Raw genomic sequence first — 15,747 nt, forward strand, 5'->3', positions numbered from 1 at the left:
CCTGCGAAGCAAAAAGATTTGATTATTTCTACCTAGCCCTGCCAAGGTATGATCTTATCCATCATATTTAAGAATTCCTCGCGCTTTGATATACGCTTCCTGCTCTGATATTCGAAATCGCCAAAAGTCGTCTGCCTTGTCATGAGCCCACGTCTCTTACATTCATTATTTGGTGACTTGTCAATATTTTAGCCTTTCTATTGGTGTTCCACACCTTTTAATCAGCGGTTCCCTAGGATATAATTAACAAATACGGTAACCTTTTAAGGTTTAAGGAGATAGGTAATGAGCGCGGCAACGATTTCAAATATAAAATGTATGGCTAAAGTCTTCGAACTTTTTTTCCGATACAGACTGGAGCTTTCGCTTTCAGAAACTGTTGTGCAGTGCGAAGCGTCTGAGGCTCAAATCAAACCTATACTGGAAAAACTTACAAAACGAGAGTGGCTGTTATTTTCAAAAACAAAAAAAACATACCGCTATGGCATGAAATTGCTACCATTTACAAGAGAAGAAATACTAAAAGCAGAACTCGTACGACAGTTCACCCCGATTATGAAACAGCTTTCCATTGCTTGCAATCAGAGCACAATGCTTAATTTTCTTGAGGGTATAAAGTCTGTATGTATACAAAAGATAGACTCTAAAAATTCGATACACATTGCAACTAGGATAGGCGGAGAATCTCCGTTGCATGCCGGAAGCAGCTCAAGGGTCCTTCTTGCCTATGCGCCAGAAGCTGTACGTGTCAGCGTCATGTCGTCTCCTTTAAAAAGATATACTCCATTCACCATCACATCTCCGGAAGAACTTAGCAAATCTTTATTCGAGATACGCAGAACCAGGTGCTGCTCCAGCATTGAAGAAATAAATCCGGGGGCCGGTTCTGTATCATGCGCAATTTTGGATGAAGGTAACAACTTACTTGCCGCACTCTCGATCATCGGCACACGTTTTGCCTGTGAGACGGAGGGGGCTCTCTGGAAGGCGCTTCTTCTTGAGGCCGTCAAAAAAGTCAAACTAGCATAAACAAAACAGAACATTGTAACCTCAACCTGTTTGCAATATAATTGCAAACAGATTGCTGATGGGGGGATTATTTTGGATATCGAAAAAATCTTGAGCAGCGCCGGACTGCGTACCACGCGTCAGCGCAGAGTGATACTTGAGCTGCTTTTCAGACATGGCTCTCCCATGTCGCACAGCGAGATACTTTCAATGATCGACGACCACCTGGACCGCGTCACGCTCTACCGCACGCTCGATACGTTGAAAAACTCCGGCATCGTCCATCAGGTGCAAGGCATCGACGGCGTGTGGCGCTTCTGCGCCCACGAGCAGGACCTTGACGGCTGTCCCGGAGACCATCCGCACTTTCTCTGCCTCTCCTGCGGCAAGATGTTCTGCCTTCCGGACCAGAAGATGCCGCGCGTAACCGTCCCCGAGGGGATGCAGGTGGAGGGAAAACAGCTTGTCGTATACGGCACCTGTCCGGACTGCACCGTTCAAAAATCGGAAGAAAAGGAAGAAAATAAATGAAGATAACCACAATCCCGCTGGAGGAGGCCATCGGGCTGCCGCTGGCCCACGACCTGACACAGATCGACGCTAAAAACCACAAGAAGTCCGCCCGCTTCAAAAAGGGACAGGTGATAACCGAGGCCGACCTTGAAACTCTGCGCGGCATGGGACGCGAAAATCTCTCAATAATGGAGATGTCGCCAGGCGACGTACACGAGGACGACGCCGCGCGCCAGCTCGGCGAGGCCCTCTGCGGCGACAACCTGCGCCTGACGGAGCCCTCCGAGGGGCGCTGTAACCTCGTTGCGGAGAGCTCGGGCATTCTCTGGTATCTCGCGGAGACGGTGAACCGTGTCAATCAGGACCCGGACTGGGTCCTCTCGGCGCTCGCGCCGCACCGTCCGGTGCTTGCCGGGCAGGTAGTCGCCGGCTTCCGCATCCGTCCGCTCGTCATGGAAGACTACCGCGTGGAACGCGCCGTCGCGGCGGTGCGCGGCAGCAAGCCGTTTATGATCCTGCCCTTCATGCCGCTGAAGCTCGGACTGATAACGACAGGCAAAGAGATTGTCGACAAAAAAGTAGAGGACGCCTTCCGTCCTAAATTGCTGGAAAAATTATCGCGCCTCAACGGTTCTCTGATGGGCCAGCGATTCTGCACAGATTCTCTCGAGCAGATCAGCGAGGCGATCGCCGCCTTCCTAAACGAGGGAGCGGACGTCGTAATCTGTACCGGCGGTATGAGCGTCGACGCCGACGACAAGACGCCGGGCGCCATCCGCAGCCGCTGCCGCAAGATATCCTTCCAGGGAACGCCGGCGCTGCCGGGGGCGATGCTGATGCTCGGCTGGGCCGCCTCGCCGGAGGACGGCCGCGACGTGGCGGTCATCGGCGCTCCCGCCTGCGTCGCCTTTGACGAGAGGACCGCGCTCGACAAGCTGCTGCCGTTCGTCTTCGCAGGCATCGAGCCGGGAGACCTGGTGCGCCGGTGGGGCGTGGGAGGCCTCTGCGAACACTGCCAGACGTGTCATTATCCGGCTTGTTCTTTCGCCGCCGGCAGTTAAATACGCGCCGCTGAATATATGCGTCAGCCGCGTCACGGCTTGCCCCGACCGCGGCTTCGACGTATTGATATACGCCTGCGCCCCGCTCGTGGCAAGCCGTTTAGCGTCAGCCACATCTATTCAGCGGAACAGGCGCTAATTGTGATAAAAAATATGTTAAAGATAAGAGGAGATGAAGTATGAATATCGAACTTTTGAATAAGATCAACGAAGAGGTACAAGCGGGGAAGTTCGGCGTGCTCTGCACCGTAACGAGCGAGAGCGGCTCCACGCCGCGCAGCCGCGGAGCCTCGATGTGGGTGCGGCCGGACGGCAGCATCGCGGGAACGATCGGCGGCGGCCTCATTGAATATGAAGCGATACAGGAGGCGCTGCAGCTGATGAACAGCGGCGAAGCGTCGCGGATCTGGCATAAAAGCCTGACGGAGCGCGACGGCATGGCCTGCGGCGGCAGCGCGGACATCTACATGGAGACGATCGGCCGCTGCGACGAGCTCGTCATCTTCGGCGGCGGCCACGTTGGGCGCGCCGTCGCTGAGCTCGGTGCTTTCGTCGGCTTCCGCGTCACCGTCTGGGACGAACGCCCCGAATTCGCCAATGACAAACATATCCCCTGGGCGCGCAACATCGCATGCCCCATAGACAAGATATACGAAAACGGCATCACGCTCCACGAACGCAGCTACGTCGTCATCATGACCCGCGGCCACGCTCTTGACGCCGAGGCCGTCACGGTTACGGACAAAAAACCCGGGGCCTATTACGGCATGATCGGCTCGCGCAGCAAGATCGCCACGGTGCGCAAAATGCTGCTCGAACGCGGCGTCAGCGAGGAGCATCTCGACCGGATATACCAGCCGATCGGGCTGCCGATCAAGGCTGAGACGCCAAACGAGATCGCCGTATCGGTAATGGCGGAGATAATAGCCGTAAAATACGGCGCGGATATAAAAAGGCTGCGCGGATAGGCAAGAAACACACCGTCGGATTCGTTATTTACCCTTTAATATGAGACTTTTATACTTTATAAGTATGAAAGTCTCTTTTTACAATAGAAAGGATGGATAGCAACAAAATGCCTCGCTTCAAGATATATGCCATAAAGATCATCACCATTTTTTTACTGCTCTTCACGGCCCTGGCCCCCACGCGGGGAGACGCCGCGGAAAAGAGCGTGCTACTGAAAGAGGTCGTACTTTCCCGGCATGGCGTCCGCAGCCCCACACAGCCGGCGGCCAAGCTGGCGGAATGGAGCGCGAAACCCTGGCCCAGGTGGCCGGTAAGGGCCGGGCATCTCACGGCGCGCGGCTCGTCGCTGATATCCCGCCAATGGACGGCGGAACGCGCGCGGCTGGAGTCCCTCGGCGTCACGCCCGACAAGATTTTCATCTGCGCGGATGTCGACCAACGTACGAAAGCCACCGCGGACGCCATCTCCGAAGCGCTCGCCCCGCAGGGAGGGATCACGCCGGTGCTCTCTGCGAGGGCCTTTGTCTATCCCATCTTCCATCCGGTAGAGGCCGGCTTCGCGGATTTTGACACCGACGCCGTCCGCCGCGACATCATGAAAAACGCCGGCGGCAGTTTAACAGCGCTCCAGCAGGAGCTTGCGCCAAAGATCAGCATGCTGGCCGACATCACGGGGCCGCTTTCAGAAAGGGCCGCCGCTAAGACCGGACTGCTCTATGGTTCGACCTTTGCCGACCTCCCCTCCGAGATCGAATTTTACGACGGGGATCGCTCCGTCGGCATCACGGGCGCGCTGGGCGCCGCGTCGGGCATCGTGGAGATATTCCTGCTCGAATACTGCCAGTGGCCGGAGAAAAACGCCGGCTGGGGGGCGGCGGACACAATGATACTCAGAGACCTCCTGCCCGTACACAGCAGAATATTCAACACCGTTAACCGCGCCCCCTCCGTTGCGAGGAGACGCGCCAGCGAACTTACGATGCTGCTGGCATCCTCGCTGCTCTCGGAAGAATTATGCCTGGCTAAAGTTCCCGACGCCGTCAAGGAGCCCGCGGCGGCGGCAAAGGCGGCGATCTTTGTCGGACACGACACAAACATCGCCGGCGTCGGCGCGCTTATCGGCGCGGACTGGCAGCTGCCGGGATTCGCAAAAAACGAAGTGCCTCCGGGAGGTACGTTGGTCCTTTCACTCTGGCAGAGGGGAAAAGAAAGGTATGTCACCGCGGAGTTCACGGGGCTTTCGCTGGAGACTCTGCACGGCGACGCCGACCGGCCCGTTCCCGCAGACAGATATCAGATATCACTCTCGCACATGCAGCGGAAACCGGGCACACGCCCCGCGGGAGAATGTTCGCCGGAGGAGTTTGCCGACTGGGTCAACAACAGGGTTGCAAACGCCAGATAGCGGTAAAGACTAAATTTCCGGGCGGGACTGGTTACAAAAGTCCTCGTCCGAATACGCGCATAACGCATAAAAATTGCGGCGTCCGGCTCTTTAGAGCCGACGCCGCAGTTTTACCGGGTCACTTCGCCGCCGTCACGGAAAAGCCGCCTTCCGTCTCCTTCCACTCCGTCCTCCAACCCGCGTGCCGCGCGAAGCGGATGACGTTTTCACGCGAGGTCACGGTATCTACAAGTACCTCCACAAGACCGGCGCTCAGCTTGTCAAGCGCCCGTTTTGTCTCTATCACAGGCTGCGGACATGAGAGTCCGCGCGCGTCTACGATCGTCTTTTCCATTTCAAAAACCTCCTATGCCATTCTATTCCTGAAACCGAAGCCCACCAACAGACAGAAGACAAGGCCGATAACCGTCGCGGGCGCGCCGAAGGCGCCGATGCCCGCGCCGGAGCTTGCAAGCGAGAAGTTATGCGCGAAGGCCGCGCCGACGAGCATGCCTATGATAAAGCTGCCCGCGTCGGAATCCCCCTCGCCGGACATGATGAGCATCCGTCCCGGGCAGCCGCCAGCAAGGGTGAAGGCAAGTCCGGAGAGGACCATGCCGAGGAAGTTCCATAGCTGCATGGTATGCGCCACTGGCTGCCCCTCAAATCCGGGCTTGAATTGTCCGAGGATCATGTTGGTCACAAAGGCCGCGAGGATAAAGGCGGCGATCCCCTTAAATAGGTGCGAGTCCCGGACCATGATCAGGTCGCGCACCGCGCCGATCGTACAGAAGCGTGTGCGCTGCGCGAGCCAGCCGACTACAAGTCCTGCGCCGAGAGAGATGAGGATGGGGGCGTGCGCCGCGCCGGGGCCCTTGGCGGAGAAGAATATCGGGCCGCTGCCCTCGGGGCCAAATAAAGGTTTGAAGAAAAGCAGCGCGAGGATGGCCAGGGCGAGCAGCGGCATCACAAGCCCGGCCGCCTTCGGCGTAGGGCGCGCGGCTCCGAGGCTGAAGCCGCCGTAGAGGAACCAGACGCCGATACCGATACCGGCGATAAGCCCCGCGATACCGGCGATGGCGTTCCAGTCGCCGCCCGCGAGGCGCAGGTAGGCGCGCCAGGGACAGCCGAGAAAGACGAGCGCGCCGATCATGGCGAAAAAGCCGAGTGCGAAGCGCACCATCGGCGAAGAGCCGCCGCGCGGCCTGTATTCAGAAAAGGCGAGCGCCGAGGCGAAGGCTCCGAGGATGAAGCCCGCGATCTCGGGACGCAGATACTGCACGATTGCGGCGCGGTGCAGGCCGAGGGCCCCCGCGATGTCGCGCGTGAAGCAGGCGACGCAGAAGCCCATATTTCCAGGATTACCAAACTTTACCAGCAGCGCCGCAATGACGCCGAGAACAAGCCCAGCGATCGCCGGGCCATTTTTCGACATAAGGAAACGGTCCAAAATATTTACCTCCTGTTGTTAATCAAATACGTGGATAAAAAATATGACTAAACAGAGCGCCGGCAGGCGTACCGGCCGCCCATCACATATCGATACAGCGGGGATGAAGGGGGATATTATCCTTTTATATACGGATATGCGAGGGAACGGCGACAGACGGCGGACTCGGTACACGAGCCAAAATAAACAGATCACGTCATGACAGCCGTCCTCCCCTCAAAGGATATTTTTACCAATTACACCGGTTATTATAAGCACTAATCGCTTACTTTTGCAATTTGCCGCAAGACATTGTTGTGCAAGAGCCTAAACAGGGCGCCTCGCATCTCTATCGCCCTCCATCTCAGAAAAAAGAGGTCCTTAAAACCAAACCTTTAATCATTATGCTTACGCAGAGAAATATAGGCATAAAACACAATGCGCGAAAGATAAATTTTGATTATACTTGCAAACATGAGGTTATAAGAATAATGCGCAGGGGAAAAACTGATATTTGCCGCAGAAAGGAATGATTGAAATGTCTGCTAGCAGAGAACCCAAGATGATTACAAAAAGAATTCGGCGAAGCCCCGAACTGCTGATAAAAGAGCTTGATACGAAGATGAAAAAACTTGAGGAGCGCATCTATAAAAAAAACAAGGATGCCGTACACCATATCGGTGCGGCCATCTTAAAGCGCGCCAACTTCGATTTTTCCTCCTTCACCCACGAGGACCTGGAGGCCATCCAGAACATGACGCCCCACGGTGAAGAGATGGTAACGGAGATAATTAAAAAAGCCAACCAGAGCTAACACCCCTATAAACCCCAGAGACGAAGAGAGACGGCTAAAAACCGTCTCTTTTCGCCCCCTTGTCATACCGCGTAATTTCTGTGGGAACCCTATATAAGAAATTGGAACAGATCGGGCTTGTCGTTCAAATATTCGTAGACGATATTATGTTGTTTCATGCGTTCAACGAGCGGCGCGAAATCCTCTGCGCGGCGCAGCTCTATTCCTACCACCGCGGGACCGCGTTCTCGTGAGTTCTTTTTGGAATACTGGAAATGCGTGATGTCGTCGTCGGGTCCGAGCACATGCTCGAGAAATTCCCTCAGCGCGCCCGCACGCTGCGGAAAGCGCAGGATGAAATAATGCTTGAGCCCCTGGTGAAGCTGGGAGCGTTCCTTTATCTCCTCCATGCGGGTAATGTCGTTGTTGCTGCCGCTGATGACGCAGACGACGTTCTTGCCGCGGATATCGTCCTTTATATACTCAAGGGCGGAGACGGATACGGCGCCCGCCGGTTCGACGACGATGGCGCTCTCGTTGTAGAGGGAGAGGATCGTCGTGCAGATCTGTCCTTCCGGCACCTGGATCAGGCGGTCGACCACCTCGCGGCAGATGTCGAAGGTGATATCTCCCGCCTTCCGCACAGCGATGCCGTCCGCAAAGGTGTCAAGCTGCTGAAGCTCGACAGGCTTTCCCGCGTCAAAGGCGGCCTTCATCGAGGCCGTCCCCGTCGATTCCACGCCGACGACGCAGGTGTCGGGGCTCAGGCTCTTAAAGATGCTGCCCACGCCGGACATCAGACCGCCGCCGCCGATCGGCAGCAGGATATAGTGAAAACCTCCGAAGGCCTCGTTGAGTATGTCGAGGGCCAGCGTAGCCTGTCCCTCTATTATCTGCGGGTCGTTGAAGGGGTGGATAAAGGTCCCGTTCTGCGCCTCGCACCAGGCGACCGCCTCGCTGCATGAATCGTCGTAGGTGTCGCCCGTCAGTACGATGTCGATATTCTCCTTGCCGAACATCTTCACCTGGGTTATCTTCTGCTTCGGCGTCGGCTTCGGCATGAAGATGGTGCCTTTAATGCCGAGCTTGTTGCAGGCCAGCGCCACGCCCTGCGCGTGGTTGCCGGCCGAGGCGCAGACGACTCCGCGCGCGAGATCCTCCTGCGGAAGACTGGATATTTTGTTGTATGCGCCGCGTATCTTGTAAGAGCGAACGATCTGCATATCCTCGCGCTTGAGCCAAATATTCGCCCCGTAGCGTTCGGAAAGCTGGATGTTCAGCATAAGCGGCGTATTTACCACTACGCCGCTTATGCGCTGTTTTGCTTTCTGGATGTCATGAAGCTGAGGCCGGTAGTCTGACATCTTATGCGCCTAAAGTCTTACGTTGATGATTGCCGTAACGCCGACGCCCTTAACGCGGCGGAAGCGCTGGATCGGGTTGAGCGAGTCTATCGGGATCAGCGCCGTCGCGCGGATGCTGCTGAACTCTCCCTCGATCTGAGCCACCGCCTTCGTATTATCGATAGCGTCTTTCGTCGTCACTCCAACCTGGGCGGCGCCGATACGCGTGCCGTCGCCGATCGAAACTATAGGCACGACCTTCGTGTACCCCTCGTACTTGACGCCCTTATTGAAGGTGATGGTGTTGATAAAATCGTTCATCTGCGGCGAAATGGCCGTTACGAGCCAGCCTCCGGCAACGCCGAGGGCGCCCTTTTTGAGGATATCGCCGAGATCAAACGCCCGCGCCGCGGGCACCGAGACAACCATTACCGCACAGATAAGCGCCGCTGCCACGGCGTTGTTTATTTTCTTTTTCATAGCTCCTGCTTCAGACCTTTCTTTAATTATATTAATTAAAATGCTACCGAACTCGGCCGGTGCCTTTTGTCGAGAATCTCAATCATGACACGGTCGACAGTTCTCATTCCCTCGCGCGAAATGCGCCCGACATTTTCCACCGTCTCTTCGATCGTCTCGCCGAATACGCCCTGAGGAACGGCAAGCCGCTGTCCCATAAGCGCCCATTCCATCGCGTAATAGGCCTCGGTGGCCGCGGCTCCGACCTTCAGCGCGCAGCTCTCCTTCGCCCCGTCGCAGAGCATCCCCGCGATATTCGCCAGCAGAAGGCTCATCGCGGTGCATATCTGATCATAGCTGCCGCCCATCAGATAGGTCATGCCCGCGGCGGCTCCCGCTCCCGCGGCTACTGAACAGCCGCAGACGGGGGAGAGGCGTCCGAGATTGTGCTTGACGAAGCTCGTCGCGATATGACTGACGGCGACCGCCTTCGCGATCTCCTCCTCGCTCTTGCCCGTGCGCCTGCCGAGCACCGCGACGGGAAGGATCGCCGTTATCCCGTAGTTGCCGCTGCCGGCGCTGCTCATGACGGGGAGCAGAATGCCGGACATCCTCGCCTCCGCCGCCGCGGCGCAGGTGCTGCGGATCTCCATCGCCGCCGGCACCTTGTCGCAGCCGCAGTCCTGGTCGATCTCAAGCAGCGTAAGCCCGAACTTGCTGCCCTGGAGGCAGGCGCCGCAGCTGCTGCACTCCTGCGGAGACCTGAAACCGCCCTCCGCGACCTTATAGTTCATATTGATGCCGTCCCAGATGAACTTGACATCCTCGGCGTCGATCTCGTCGGCCATGGCGAGCGCCTCCTGCAGTGTCTGCGGGAAACCGTCGTCAAAGCCGCTGGCGGAAGAACCTTTACGCTCGGCCTCGTATGTAGTTTCGTTGTCGAGCACTGTTTTAACAACGTTAGAATGGCTGTTTTCGATGAGACAGACCGCCTTGTGGCCCGGCGTGAATACGGAGGCGAGCACATAAACGCCGCTCCTGTCGGGATCACAATAGATGGAGACGCGCTCGTCGCGCACCCAGGCCTCAGCCTTCGCCACATCCTCCAGCGTGCTGTTGCGAAGCACCTCCAGACCGAGCGAGGCATCCCCGCAGATCGCGCCCATCGCCGCGGCGATGGCGTTGCCGCGCGCGCCCTTAGTGCCGGGGATGCCGACCGCCATGCCGTTCTTATAGATGCTGGAGCTCACCGTCACACGCACGGCGGCGATATCATCCCGTCCCGGAAGTTCCGCGCAGGCGCGTGCCACCGCGAGCGCGACCGCTCCGGGCTCCGTACACCCCAGCGCCGGTTTTACCTCGCTGCGAAGAAATTCTTTTAACGTAACCAATCTTTTTCCCCCTTAACTATTTCCACGGATAAAGCCTATCGAGACCTTATCCCCCAGCATTATGCCACATTCCCTGGCAGAGCGTCTATCCTGACTTTGAACGATGATATTCATATGATTCGGCATATGAATATCGTCAAAGCCGACAACTCTGCCTATCAGATCGCCGGCTATATATAAACCGTCTCCTAAGATTATATGCCCTCCCTGCGAAACTTCAAAGAAGCAGATATAACCTATTTTGTTGACTTCACCGCCAAGCTCCGCATCGCTCTCGTCGGTGACGATCACCTCATGGATGTCATACTTCTTCAGCGACCGCGCGTAATGCGTTTCGATCTTGAGCTTCCTGTCGTCCCTCTTGCCGTCAAGAACGACGATCACCTCGCCCTCGGCGTCTCTTTTAGCATGAAAAATATCCCTGTTAAACTTTAGAATCATCATTCGCACATCCTTTTCCGATATCACAATAATCAAAAGATCATATAAATCGAGCCCTCCTCAACAAATAAAGGAGAGCCCGCAAGAGAGTCTTATTGACGTTGTAAAAACTAACTGCCGCTTTGTACCGCCGCTCTGCTTCTTTTCAGCTGGACGAAGATCAGCGCGAAGAGTATCGCCAGTCCCGCGATGTCCGAAATCGTCTCCGGCACGATGAGAAGAAGCGCCGTGACGATGAACAGCGTCCTCATCGGCCAGCCCATATCGCCCTTCCAGTAACCGATCACACCGATGCCCAGCCCCATTATCCCCATGACGCAGGTGAAGAAGACCCAGGCGATGGCCGGGATCGACCCAAGACCGAGAAGCGCGGGATTGTAGACGAAGATGAAGGGGATGAGGAAGAGGATTATGGCGAGCCGCACCGCTTCGATGCCGGTCTCCCACAGTCCCGTCTCCGCGATGCCGGCCGCCGTATAGGAAGCGATGGCGACCGGCGGTGTGATCATCGACATGTTCGCAAAGTAGAAGATGAACATATGGGCGACGATCGCCTCCACGCCGAGATTCTGCATCGCCGGCGCGAGCAGCACGGCGCTCATGATATAGGCGGCGCTGGTCGGCATGCCCATTCCCATGATAATTATCATCACCGTCGAAAGCAGAAGCGCCAGCAGCAGGCTATTGGCGGAGAAGGAGGCGATGACGGCGCTGAAACGCAGTCCCAGGCCGGTAAATACGACCTCGCCGATCACTATTCCCGCCAGCGCGCAGGGAAGGGCGACGATCACCGAAGCCTTAGTCCCGTCGACCCCCATATCGATTATCTCCTTCAGCGACAGCCGCGTATCCTTTTTGATCTGGCAGAGGAGTATGAGCACCACGGTGGAGGCGAGGGCGGAATACATCAGAGAACGCCCCATGGCGATGAGCACCACCAGCGCGACGATCGGCAGCATCAGATGCAGATAGCCCTTTATTACGGCGAGGTGTTCCTTCGCGTCTATCTCTTCCGGTTTGATCTCCTGTTTGCTGGCCTCGAGGTGAACCTCCCAGAGAAGCGAACCGACATACAGCAGCGCTGGCAGCGTGGCGCAGAGGATGATCTTAAAGTAGGATATCCCGATCATGTCCGCCATGATAAAGGCCGAGGCTCCCATTACCGGAGGGATCAGCTGTCCGCCAGTCCCGGCGGTGGCCAGGAGCGCCGCGCTGAATACCGGCTTGAATCCGCCCTTCTTCATCATCGGGTACGTGATGACGCCGACGGAGGCGACGTTGGCCGCGGCGCTTCCGCTGATCATGCCGAAGAGGCCGGAGGCGAGGATGGATGCCTTGCCGGGTCCGCCGATGGAATTACGGGTAGCGTATTTCGCGATCGAAACAAATAATTTCCCCGCCGGGGTCGCGGCGAGAAAGGCTCCGAAGATCATGAAATAGAAGATCGTATCGGCGGATGCCGCGATCGGGCTTGAGAAGATACCGCCGGTGGTCATCACCTGGTTCTCCACAAAGCTGATCAGGTCTACCCCCTGATGGGAGAGGATGCCGGGCAGGCTCCTGCCGAAGAAACTGTAGAGCATGAATATCACGGCGATGATCGTCATCGACCAGCCAAGATAACGCCTCCCGGCCTCCATCAGAAGAATGACGAGGGCGAAGGCGAAAAACTTGTCAAAATAAAAGAGATCGTCGACAAACGGAATTCGCTCGACTATCCGCACCGAGTTAAGCACGATGTGGGCCATAAACGCGAATGTGATCAAAAAACAGACGGCGTCGATGAAAGCTGACAGCAAGGGCTTTTCTTTGATGAAGGGCTTCAGAAGAAATACCAGCAGCAGCGCGAAACCGACGTGCAGCGGCTTTATGACCATTCCCTGGACCGGTACGAAGGCGATATATATCTGCCCCGCGAGCCAGCACAGGGACACCCAAAAGGCCAGATGTTTACGTGTTTTTTCCAACTAAGACCATCCTTTCAAAACGATCTTACCTTCGGATCTTATTTAAAGACATTTCCAAAGTTAAAAGACAGGGGGAAAAGTTTGGCTAAAAACTCAATTCCCCCTGAGAACTACGTTATTAAAATCTCTCGCTGAGAACCGGTCCTATTTTATATATCCTTTTTCCTTATAATACTTGGCCGCACCGGGGTGGAGGGGAACGCCGCCAAGGTTCTCCGGGCTGCCGCCCTTTGAAGGCTCGAATTCCGCGAAGGCTTTGTGCCCTTTAACAAGCGCGTCCTTGCCCTCTACGACCGCCTTCGTGATCTTGTAGGCCGTTTCGTCGTCCATCTTATCGGTGACGGTGAGCGTCGAACGGTAGCCGGGGAGAATAAGGTCCGCGGTCTGCCCCTTAAAGCTGTCCTTCGGGAGCAGCGACTGCGTATAGCCGTACTTCTCAAGCTTTTTCAGGGAATCTTTGGAGATGGTGATCAGATCTATCTTGCCGAGCACCGCGAGCTCCGTGAAGGTGGGGTGTCCCTTGGAGAGGGCCTGGATAAAGACGTCGCAGCGGCCGTCCTTTATCACGTTTGTGATGGCTTCGAAGTCCATGTGGTCGACGGCGCCGCCCCATTTCTTTATATCGTCGTAGTTCATCCCCACCGCCTCAAGCACATGGGCGGCGGAGGCTTCGCCGGTCGTCCCGCGCTGGACCGTCATGAGACGGATCTTCTGCTTGTTCTTGACGATATCCTCCAGCGATTTGATACCGCTGCCCCTGCGGACCGCGATGCCGACATAAAACTGGTCAAGGCCGCCAACCAGGGTACGGATATTCCTTATCGGCTTGTCAAAGAGGACCTGTCCGTTCCAGGCCCAGAGGTTGTTATTGCCCATCGTGAGGGCGATGTTCATCTGGCCCTTTCCCAGCAGCTTGAGGTTGCCGATACCGCCGGCGATGGGGGCGGCGTCTATCTCCATACCGGGATAGGCCTTCTTTACCGCGTCCGCGATACATGCCGCCTGAACATACCATGTGCTGCCAACCTTATTGGAGCCGATCTTAAGATCCTGCGGGGCCGCGAAGCCGACTGTGCAGGCGAAAAGCACCGTCATTACAGATACAAGAACTCCGAAAATTACCTGACTACTCTTTTTCATTGAAACAGCCTCCTTATCCGATTTGGTGTTGCGGGATTTTATCCTAGTATTTAATAGCAATAGGGGATATCTTTTTCGACGGCGTTGGGTATCCAGCGGGGAACCGGCGGCACCAGCTGGCTCTCGTCCGGGACTCTCAGTTCGATAAGCACGGGACCCTGATACTCTATCGCCTCTTTCAGCGTTTCCGTTATCTTCTCGGGATCGTCAAGCTTATACGCCTTTACCCCGAAGGCCCTTGCGACTCCCGCGTAATCCACCACGCCAAAATCCGTGGCGAAGAAGTCGGAGCGGTAAACGTGGGCGGTCTCTCCCTTTATCCAGCCAAAGACGTTGTTGTTGCAGACTATCATCTTGACGTTGACTCCGAGGCGTGCGTATGTCTCAAGCTCTCCGCAGTTGAAGTGAAAGCTGCCGTCTCCGCCCAGCGCGATGATCGTATGGTCCGGATGCGCCACCGCCGCGCCGATGGCCGCGGGAAGGGCGTATTCCAGCGCCCCGTTGGAATAATTTGAGAGGAAAAGACGCCCCTGCTCCTTCTGCTTTATATAGGCCGCGGAGAAGATGCTGCCGACGCTCGGCTCCACGACGATATGGCTTTTTTCAGGAAGCAGCGCCTCAAGCTCCTTCATAAAACGGACCGGATGTATCGGCGACTGCGTCGATTTTACAAATTCGCGGAGGGACTCATCGAGCGCCTTCATCGCCGGCGCGGCCTCGCAGCTGTTTTCCGCGTTGGACTTAATTCCCTCGGCCTTTATCTTCTCAACCATCATCCCCACCGTGGCCTTGGCGTCGCCGAGGAGAACGACGTCGGTGCGGTAATTATTCCCCGCGTCCACGCCGTCGATGTTCAAATATATCACCTTCAGATCGCCGCTCTGCTTCGGAAGCTTCCAGGCGTCGGTGCCGGCGGAATCGGTGTTCGAACCGATGAAAAAGACAAGATCCGCCGTCTCGAGAAATTTGTTGGAATAGCTCGTGCCGCCTCTGGCGCCGATGAGGCGTATCGAAAGAGGGTGCGTCTCGGAGATCGTCCCCTTGCCCGTCATCGTACAGCCGACGGGGATATTGAGCTCCTCCGCAAGTGCCCGGACCTCGTCGCCCGCGTCCGAGATCAGCGCCCCCTGTCCGCAGACGATGACCGGACGCTTCGCGGCGGCCAGCAACTTCACCGCCCTGTCGATCTGCGAAAAATCGGCTACGGGGCGATAGGCCGGCCATTTGGCCATGCAGGGATCGGCATAGAGGTCGTCAACTTCGGCCTCTTCCGTATATACATCCATCGGCACCCTGATATGCACAGCTCCGGGACGTCCGGAGAGGGCGACACGGAAGGCCCTGCGGATGAGGAAGGGGATATCTTTAGCCTTCGTTATCAGAATGCTCTCCTTCGTGATCGCGCTGTAAAGGCGGTTCTGGTCGAAGCCGGAAAGCATATTCCTCTTATCGTTGTTGTACGGCACATCCGAAGTAAAGCAGATCGTCGGAACTGCCCCCGTAAAAGATTCAAGAACGCCGGGTACGGGGTGTGAACCTCCGGGGCTCGGAGCCTCGCTGATACCGACCCTGCCGCTGACCTTGGCGTAAGCCTCGGCCATATATGCGGCCGCGCGCTCGTCATGGGTCAGGATATGTTCTATATCCGAACATTTAAGCCATTCCCTGTAAAAACCCAGAGTCGTCTCTCCGGGCAAGCCAAATACATGCTTTACCTCATGCAGCCGCAGCATCTCCAATATAATCTGCGCACCTGACATTTTCATACGCATACCCCCACTCAGCATTTGTTTTATTTTGAAAAAATAATTATCGCCGCCCGTCACGGATGAGCAGCTATACTATAAAC

The 15,747-nt window shown here is 56.3% G+C and carries 15 protein-coding genes; 6 read left to right on the forward strand and 9 right to left on the reverse strand.

Going from position 1 to position 15,747, the window contains the following annotated elements:
• Nucleotides 1–285 precede the first annotated feature (285 nt).
• The 5 genes from LIO98_RS06610 (at nucleotide 286) to LIO98_RS06630 (ending at nucleotide 4,956) form a co-directional block, all read left to right on the forward strand.
• Nucleotides 286–1,029, forward strand: coding sequence for an IclR family transcriptional regulator C-terminal domain-containing protein (locus LIO98_RS06610; protein WP_291954494.1), 744 nt, complete (start codon nucleotides 286–288; stop codon nucleotides 1,027–1,029).
• Between the two features lie 72 nt (nucleotides 1,030–1,101).
• The gene (locus tag LIO98_RS06615; protein WP_291954497.1) at nucleotides 1,102–1,539 is read left to right on the forward strand and encodes a Fur family transcriptional regulator; all 438 of its coding nucleotides are present in this window, start codon (nucleotides 1,102–1,104) and stop codon (nucleotides 1,537–1,539) included.
• On the forward strand, nucleotides 1,536–2,582 hold the full coding sequence (locus LIO98_RS06620) for a molybdopterin-binding protein (protein ID WP_291954498.1): 1,047 nt from the start codon (nucleotides 1,536–1,538) through the stop codon (nucleotides 2,580–2,582). Before LIO98_RS06615 ends, LIO98_RS06620 begins: the two co-directional genes overlap by 4 nt.
• Nucleotides 2,583–2,761: 179 nt before the next feature.
• Nucleotides 2,762–3,550, forward strand: a complete 789-nt coding sequence (locus LIO98_RS06625; protein WP_291954500.1) for an XdhC/CoxI family protein — start codon at nucleotides 2,762–2,764, stop codon at nucleotides 3,548–3,550.
• A gap of 92 nt (nucleotides 3,551–3,642) precedes the next feature.
• Complete coding sequence (locus LIO98_RS06630) at nucleotides 3,643–4,956, forward strand: histidine-type phosphatase (protein ID WP_291954502.1); 1,314 nt, start codon at nucleotides 3,643–3,645, stop codon at nucleotides 4,954–4,956.
• A gap of 118 nt (nucleotides 4,957–5,074) precedes the next feature.
• On the opposite strand, the gene LIO98_RS06635 is transcribed toward LIO98_RS06630, so the two are convergent.
• Together LIO98_RS06635 and yedE are read right to left on the reverse strand one after the other, a co-directional pair.
• The gene (locus LIO98_RS06635; RefSeq protein ID WP_291954504.1) at nucleotides 5,075–5,290 is read right to left on the reverse strand and encodes a sulfurtransferase TusA family protein; all 216 of its coding nucleotides are present in this window, start codon (nucleotides 5,288–5,290) and stop codon (nucleotides 5,075–5,077) included.
• 12 nt (nucleotides 5,291–5,302) lie between these two features.
• On the reverse strand, nucleotides 5,303–6,370 hold the full coding sequence (gene yedE, locus LIO98_RS06640) for a YedE family putative selenium transporter (RefSeq protein WP_291954506.1): 1,068 nt from the start codon (nucleotides 6,368–6,370) through the stop codon (nucleotides 5,303–5,305).
• A 556-nt stretch (nucleotides 6,371–6,926) separates the two neighbouring features.
• Between yedE and LIO98_RS06645 the strand changes: the two genes are divergently transcribed.
• Nucleotides 6,927–7,178: a hypothetical protein gene (locus LIO98_RS06645; RefSeq protein ID WP_291954508.1), complete on the forward strand. Its 252-nt coding sequence runs from the start codon at nucleotides 6,927–6,929 to the stop codon at nucleotides 7,176–7,178.
• An 89-nt stretch (nucleotides 7,179–7,267) separates the two neighbouring features.
• On the opposite strand, the gene ilvA is transcribed toward LIO98_RS06645, so the two are convergent.
• From ilvA to LIO98_RS06680, 7 genes are all read right to left on the reverse strand, one after another.
• Nucleotides 7,268–8,521 (reverse strand): threonine ammonia-lyase IlvA, encoded by a 1,254-nt coding sequence (gene ilvA / locus LIO98_RS06650; RefSeq protein WP_291954511.1) that lies wholly within the window; start codon nucleotides 8,519–8,521, stop codon nucleotides 7,268–7,270.
• A gap of 9 nt (nucleotides 8,522–8,530) precedes the next feature.
• The gene (locus LIO98_RS06655) at nucleotides 8,531–8,980 is read right to left on the reverse strand and encodes a hypothetical protein (RefSeq protein ID WP_291954514.1); all 450 of its coding nucleotides are present in this window, start codon (nucleotides 8,978–8,980) and stop codon (nucleotides 8,531–8,533) included.
• 35 nt (nucleotides 8,981–9,015) lie between these two features.
• Complete coding sequence (locus LIO98_RS06660) at nucleotides 9,016–10,350, reverse strand: L-serine ammonia-lyase, iron-sulfur-dependent, subunit alpha (RefSeq protein ID WP_291954516.1); 1,335 nt, start codon at nucleotides 10,348–10,350, stop codon at nucleotides 9,016–9,018.
• A 12-nt stretch (nucleotides 10,351–10,362) separates the two neighbouring features.
• Nucleotides 10,363–10,791, reverse strand: a complete 429-nt coding sequence (locus LIO98_RS06665; RefSeq protein ID WP_291954519.1) for a hypothetical protein — start codon at nucleotides 10,789–10,791, stop codon at nucleotides 10,363–10,365.
• A gap of 110 nt (nucleotides 10,792–10,901) precedes the next feature.
• On the reverse strand, nucleotides 10,902–12,758 hold the full coding sequence (locus LIO98_RS06670; RefSeq protein WP_291954522.1) for a TRAP transporter fused permease subunit: 1,857 nt from the start codon (nucleotides 12,756–12,758) through the stop codon (nucleotides 10,902–10,904).
• A gap of 144 nt (nucleotides 12,759–12,902) precedes the next feature.
• A complete protein-coding gene (locus LIO98_RS06675; protein ID WP_291954526.1) occupies nucleotides 12,903–13,898 on the reverse strand; it encodes a TAXI family TRAP transporter solute-binding subunit in 996 nt (331 codons plus the stop codon).
• A 50-nt stretch (nucleotides 13,899–13,948) separates the two neighbouring features.
• Complete coding sequence (locus LIO98_RS06680) at nucleotides 13,949–15,664, reverse strand: thiamine pyrophosphate-binding protein (protein ID WP_291954528.1); 1,716 nt, start codon at nucleotides 15,662–15,664, stop codon at nucleotides 13,949–13,951.
• Nucleotides 15,665–15,747 lie beyond the last annotated feature (83 nt).

Source organism: Cloacibacillus sp. (assembly GCF_020860125.1).
Taxonomy (GTDB): Bacteria; Synergistota; Synergistia; order Synergistales; family Synergistaceae; genus Cloacibacillus.

Coding starts and splice junctions, on each gene's coding strand:
- LIO98_RS06610 (WP_291954494.1), top strand. CDS start 286: ATGAGCGCGGCAACGATTTCAAATATAAAATGTATGGCTAAAGTCTTC.
- LIO98_RS06620 (WP_291954498.1), top strand. CDS start 1,536: ATGAAGATAACCACAATCCCGCTGGAGGAGGCCATCGGGCTGCCGCTG.
- LIO98_RS06625 (WP_291954500.1), top strand. CDS start 2,762: ATGAATATCGAACTTTTGAATAAGATCAACGAAGAGGTACAAGCGGGG.
- LIO98_RS06630 (WP_291954502.1), top strand. CDS start 3,643: ATGGATAGCAACAAAATGCCTCGCTTCAAGATATATGCCATAAAGATC.
- LIO98_RS06635 (WP_291954504.1), bottom strand. CDS start 5,290: ATGGAAAAGACGATCGTAGACGCGCGCGGACTCTCATGTCCGCAGCCT.
- yedE (WP_291954506.1), bottom strand. CDS start 6,370: ATGTCGAAAAATGGCCCGGCGATCGCTGGGCTTGTTCTCGGCGTCATT.
- LIO98_RS06645 (WP_291954508.1), top strand. CDS start 6,927: ATGATTACAAAAAGAATTCGGCGAAGCCCCGAACTGCTGATAAAAGAG.
- ilvA (WP_291954511.1), bottom strand. CDS start 8,521: ATGTCAGACTACCGGCCTCAGCTTCATGACATCCAGAAAGCAAAACAG.
- LIO98_RS06655 (WP_291954514.1), bottom strand. CDS start 8,980: ATGAAAAAGAAAATAAACAACGCCGTGGCAGCGGCGCTTATCTGTGCG.
- LIO98_RS06665 (WP_291954519.1), bottom strand. CDS start 10,791: ATGATTCTAAAGTTTAACAGGGATATTTTTCATGCTAAAAGAGACGCC.
- LIO98_RS06675 (WP_291954526.1), bottom strand. CDS start 13,898: ATGAAAAAGAGTAGTCAGGTAATTTTCGGAGTTCTTGTATCTGTAATG.
- LIO98_RS06680 (WP_291954528.1), bottom strand. CDS start 15,664: ATGAAAATGTCAGGTGCGCAGATTATATTGGAGATGCTGCGGCTGCAT.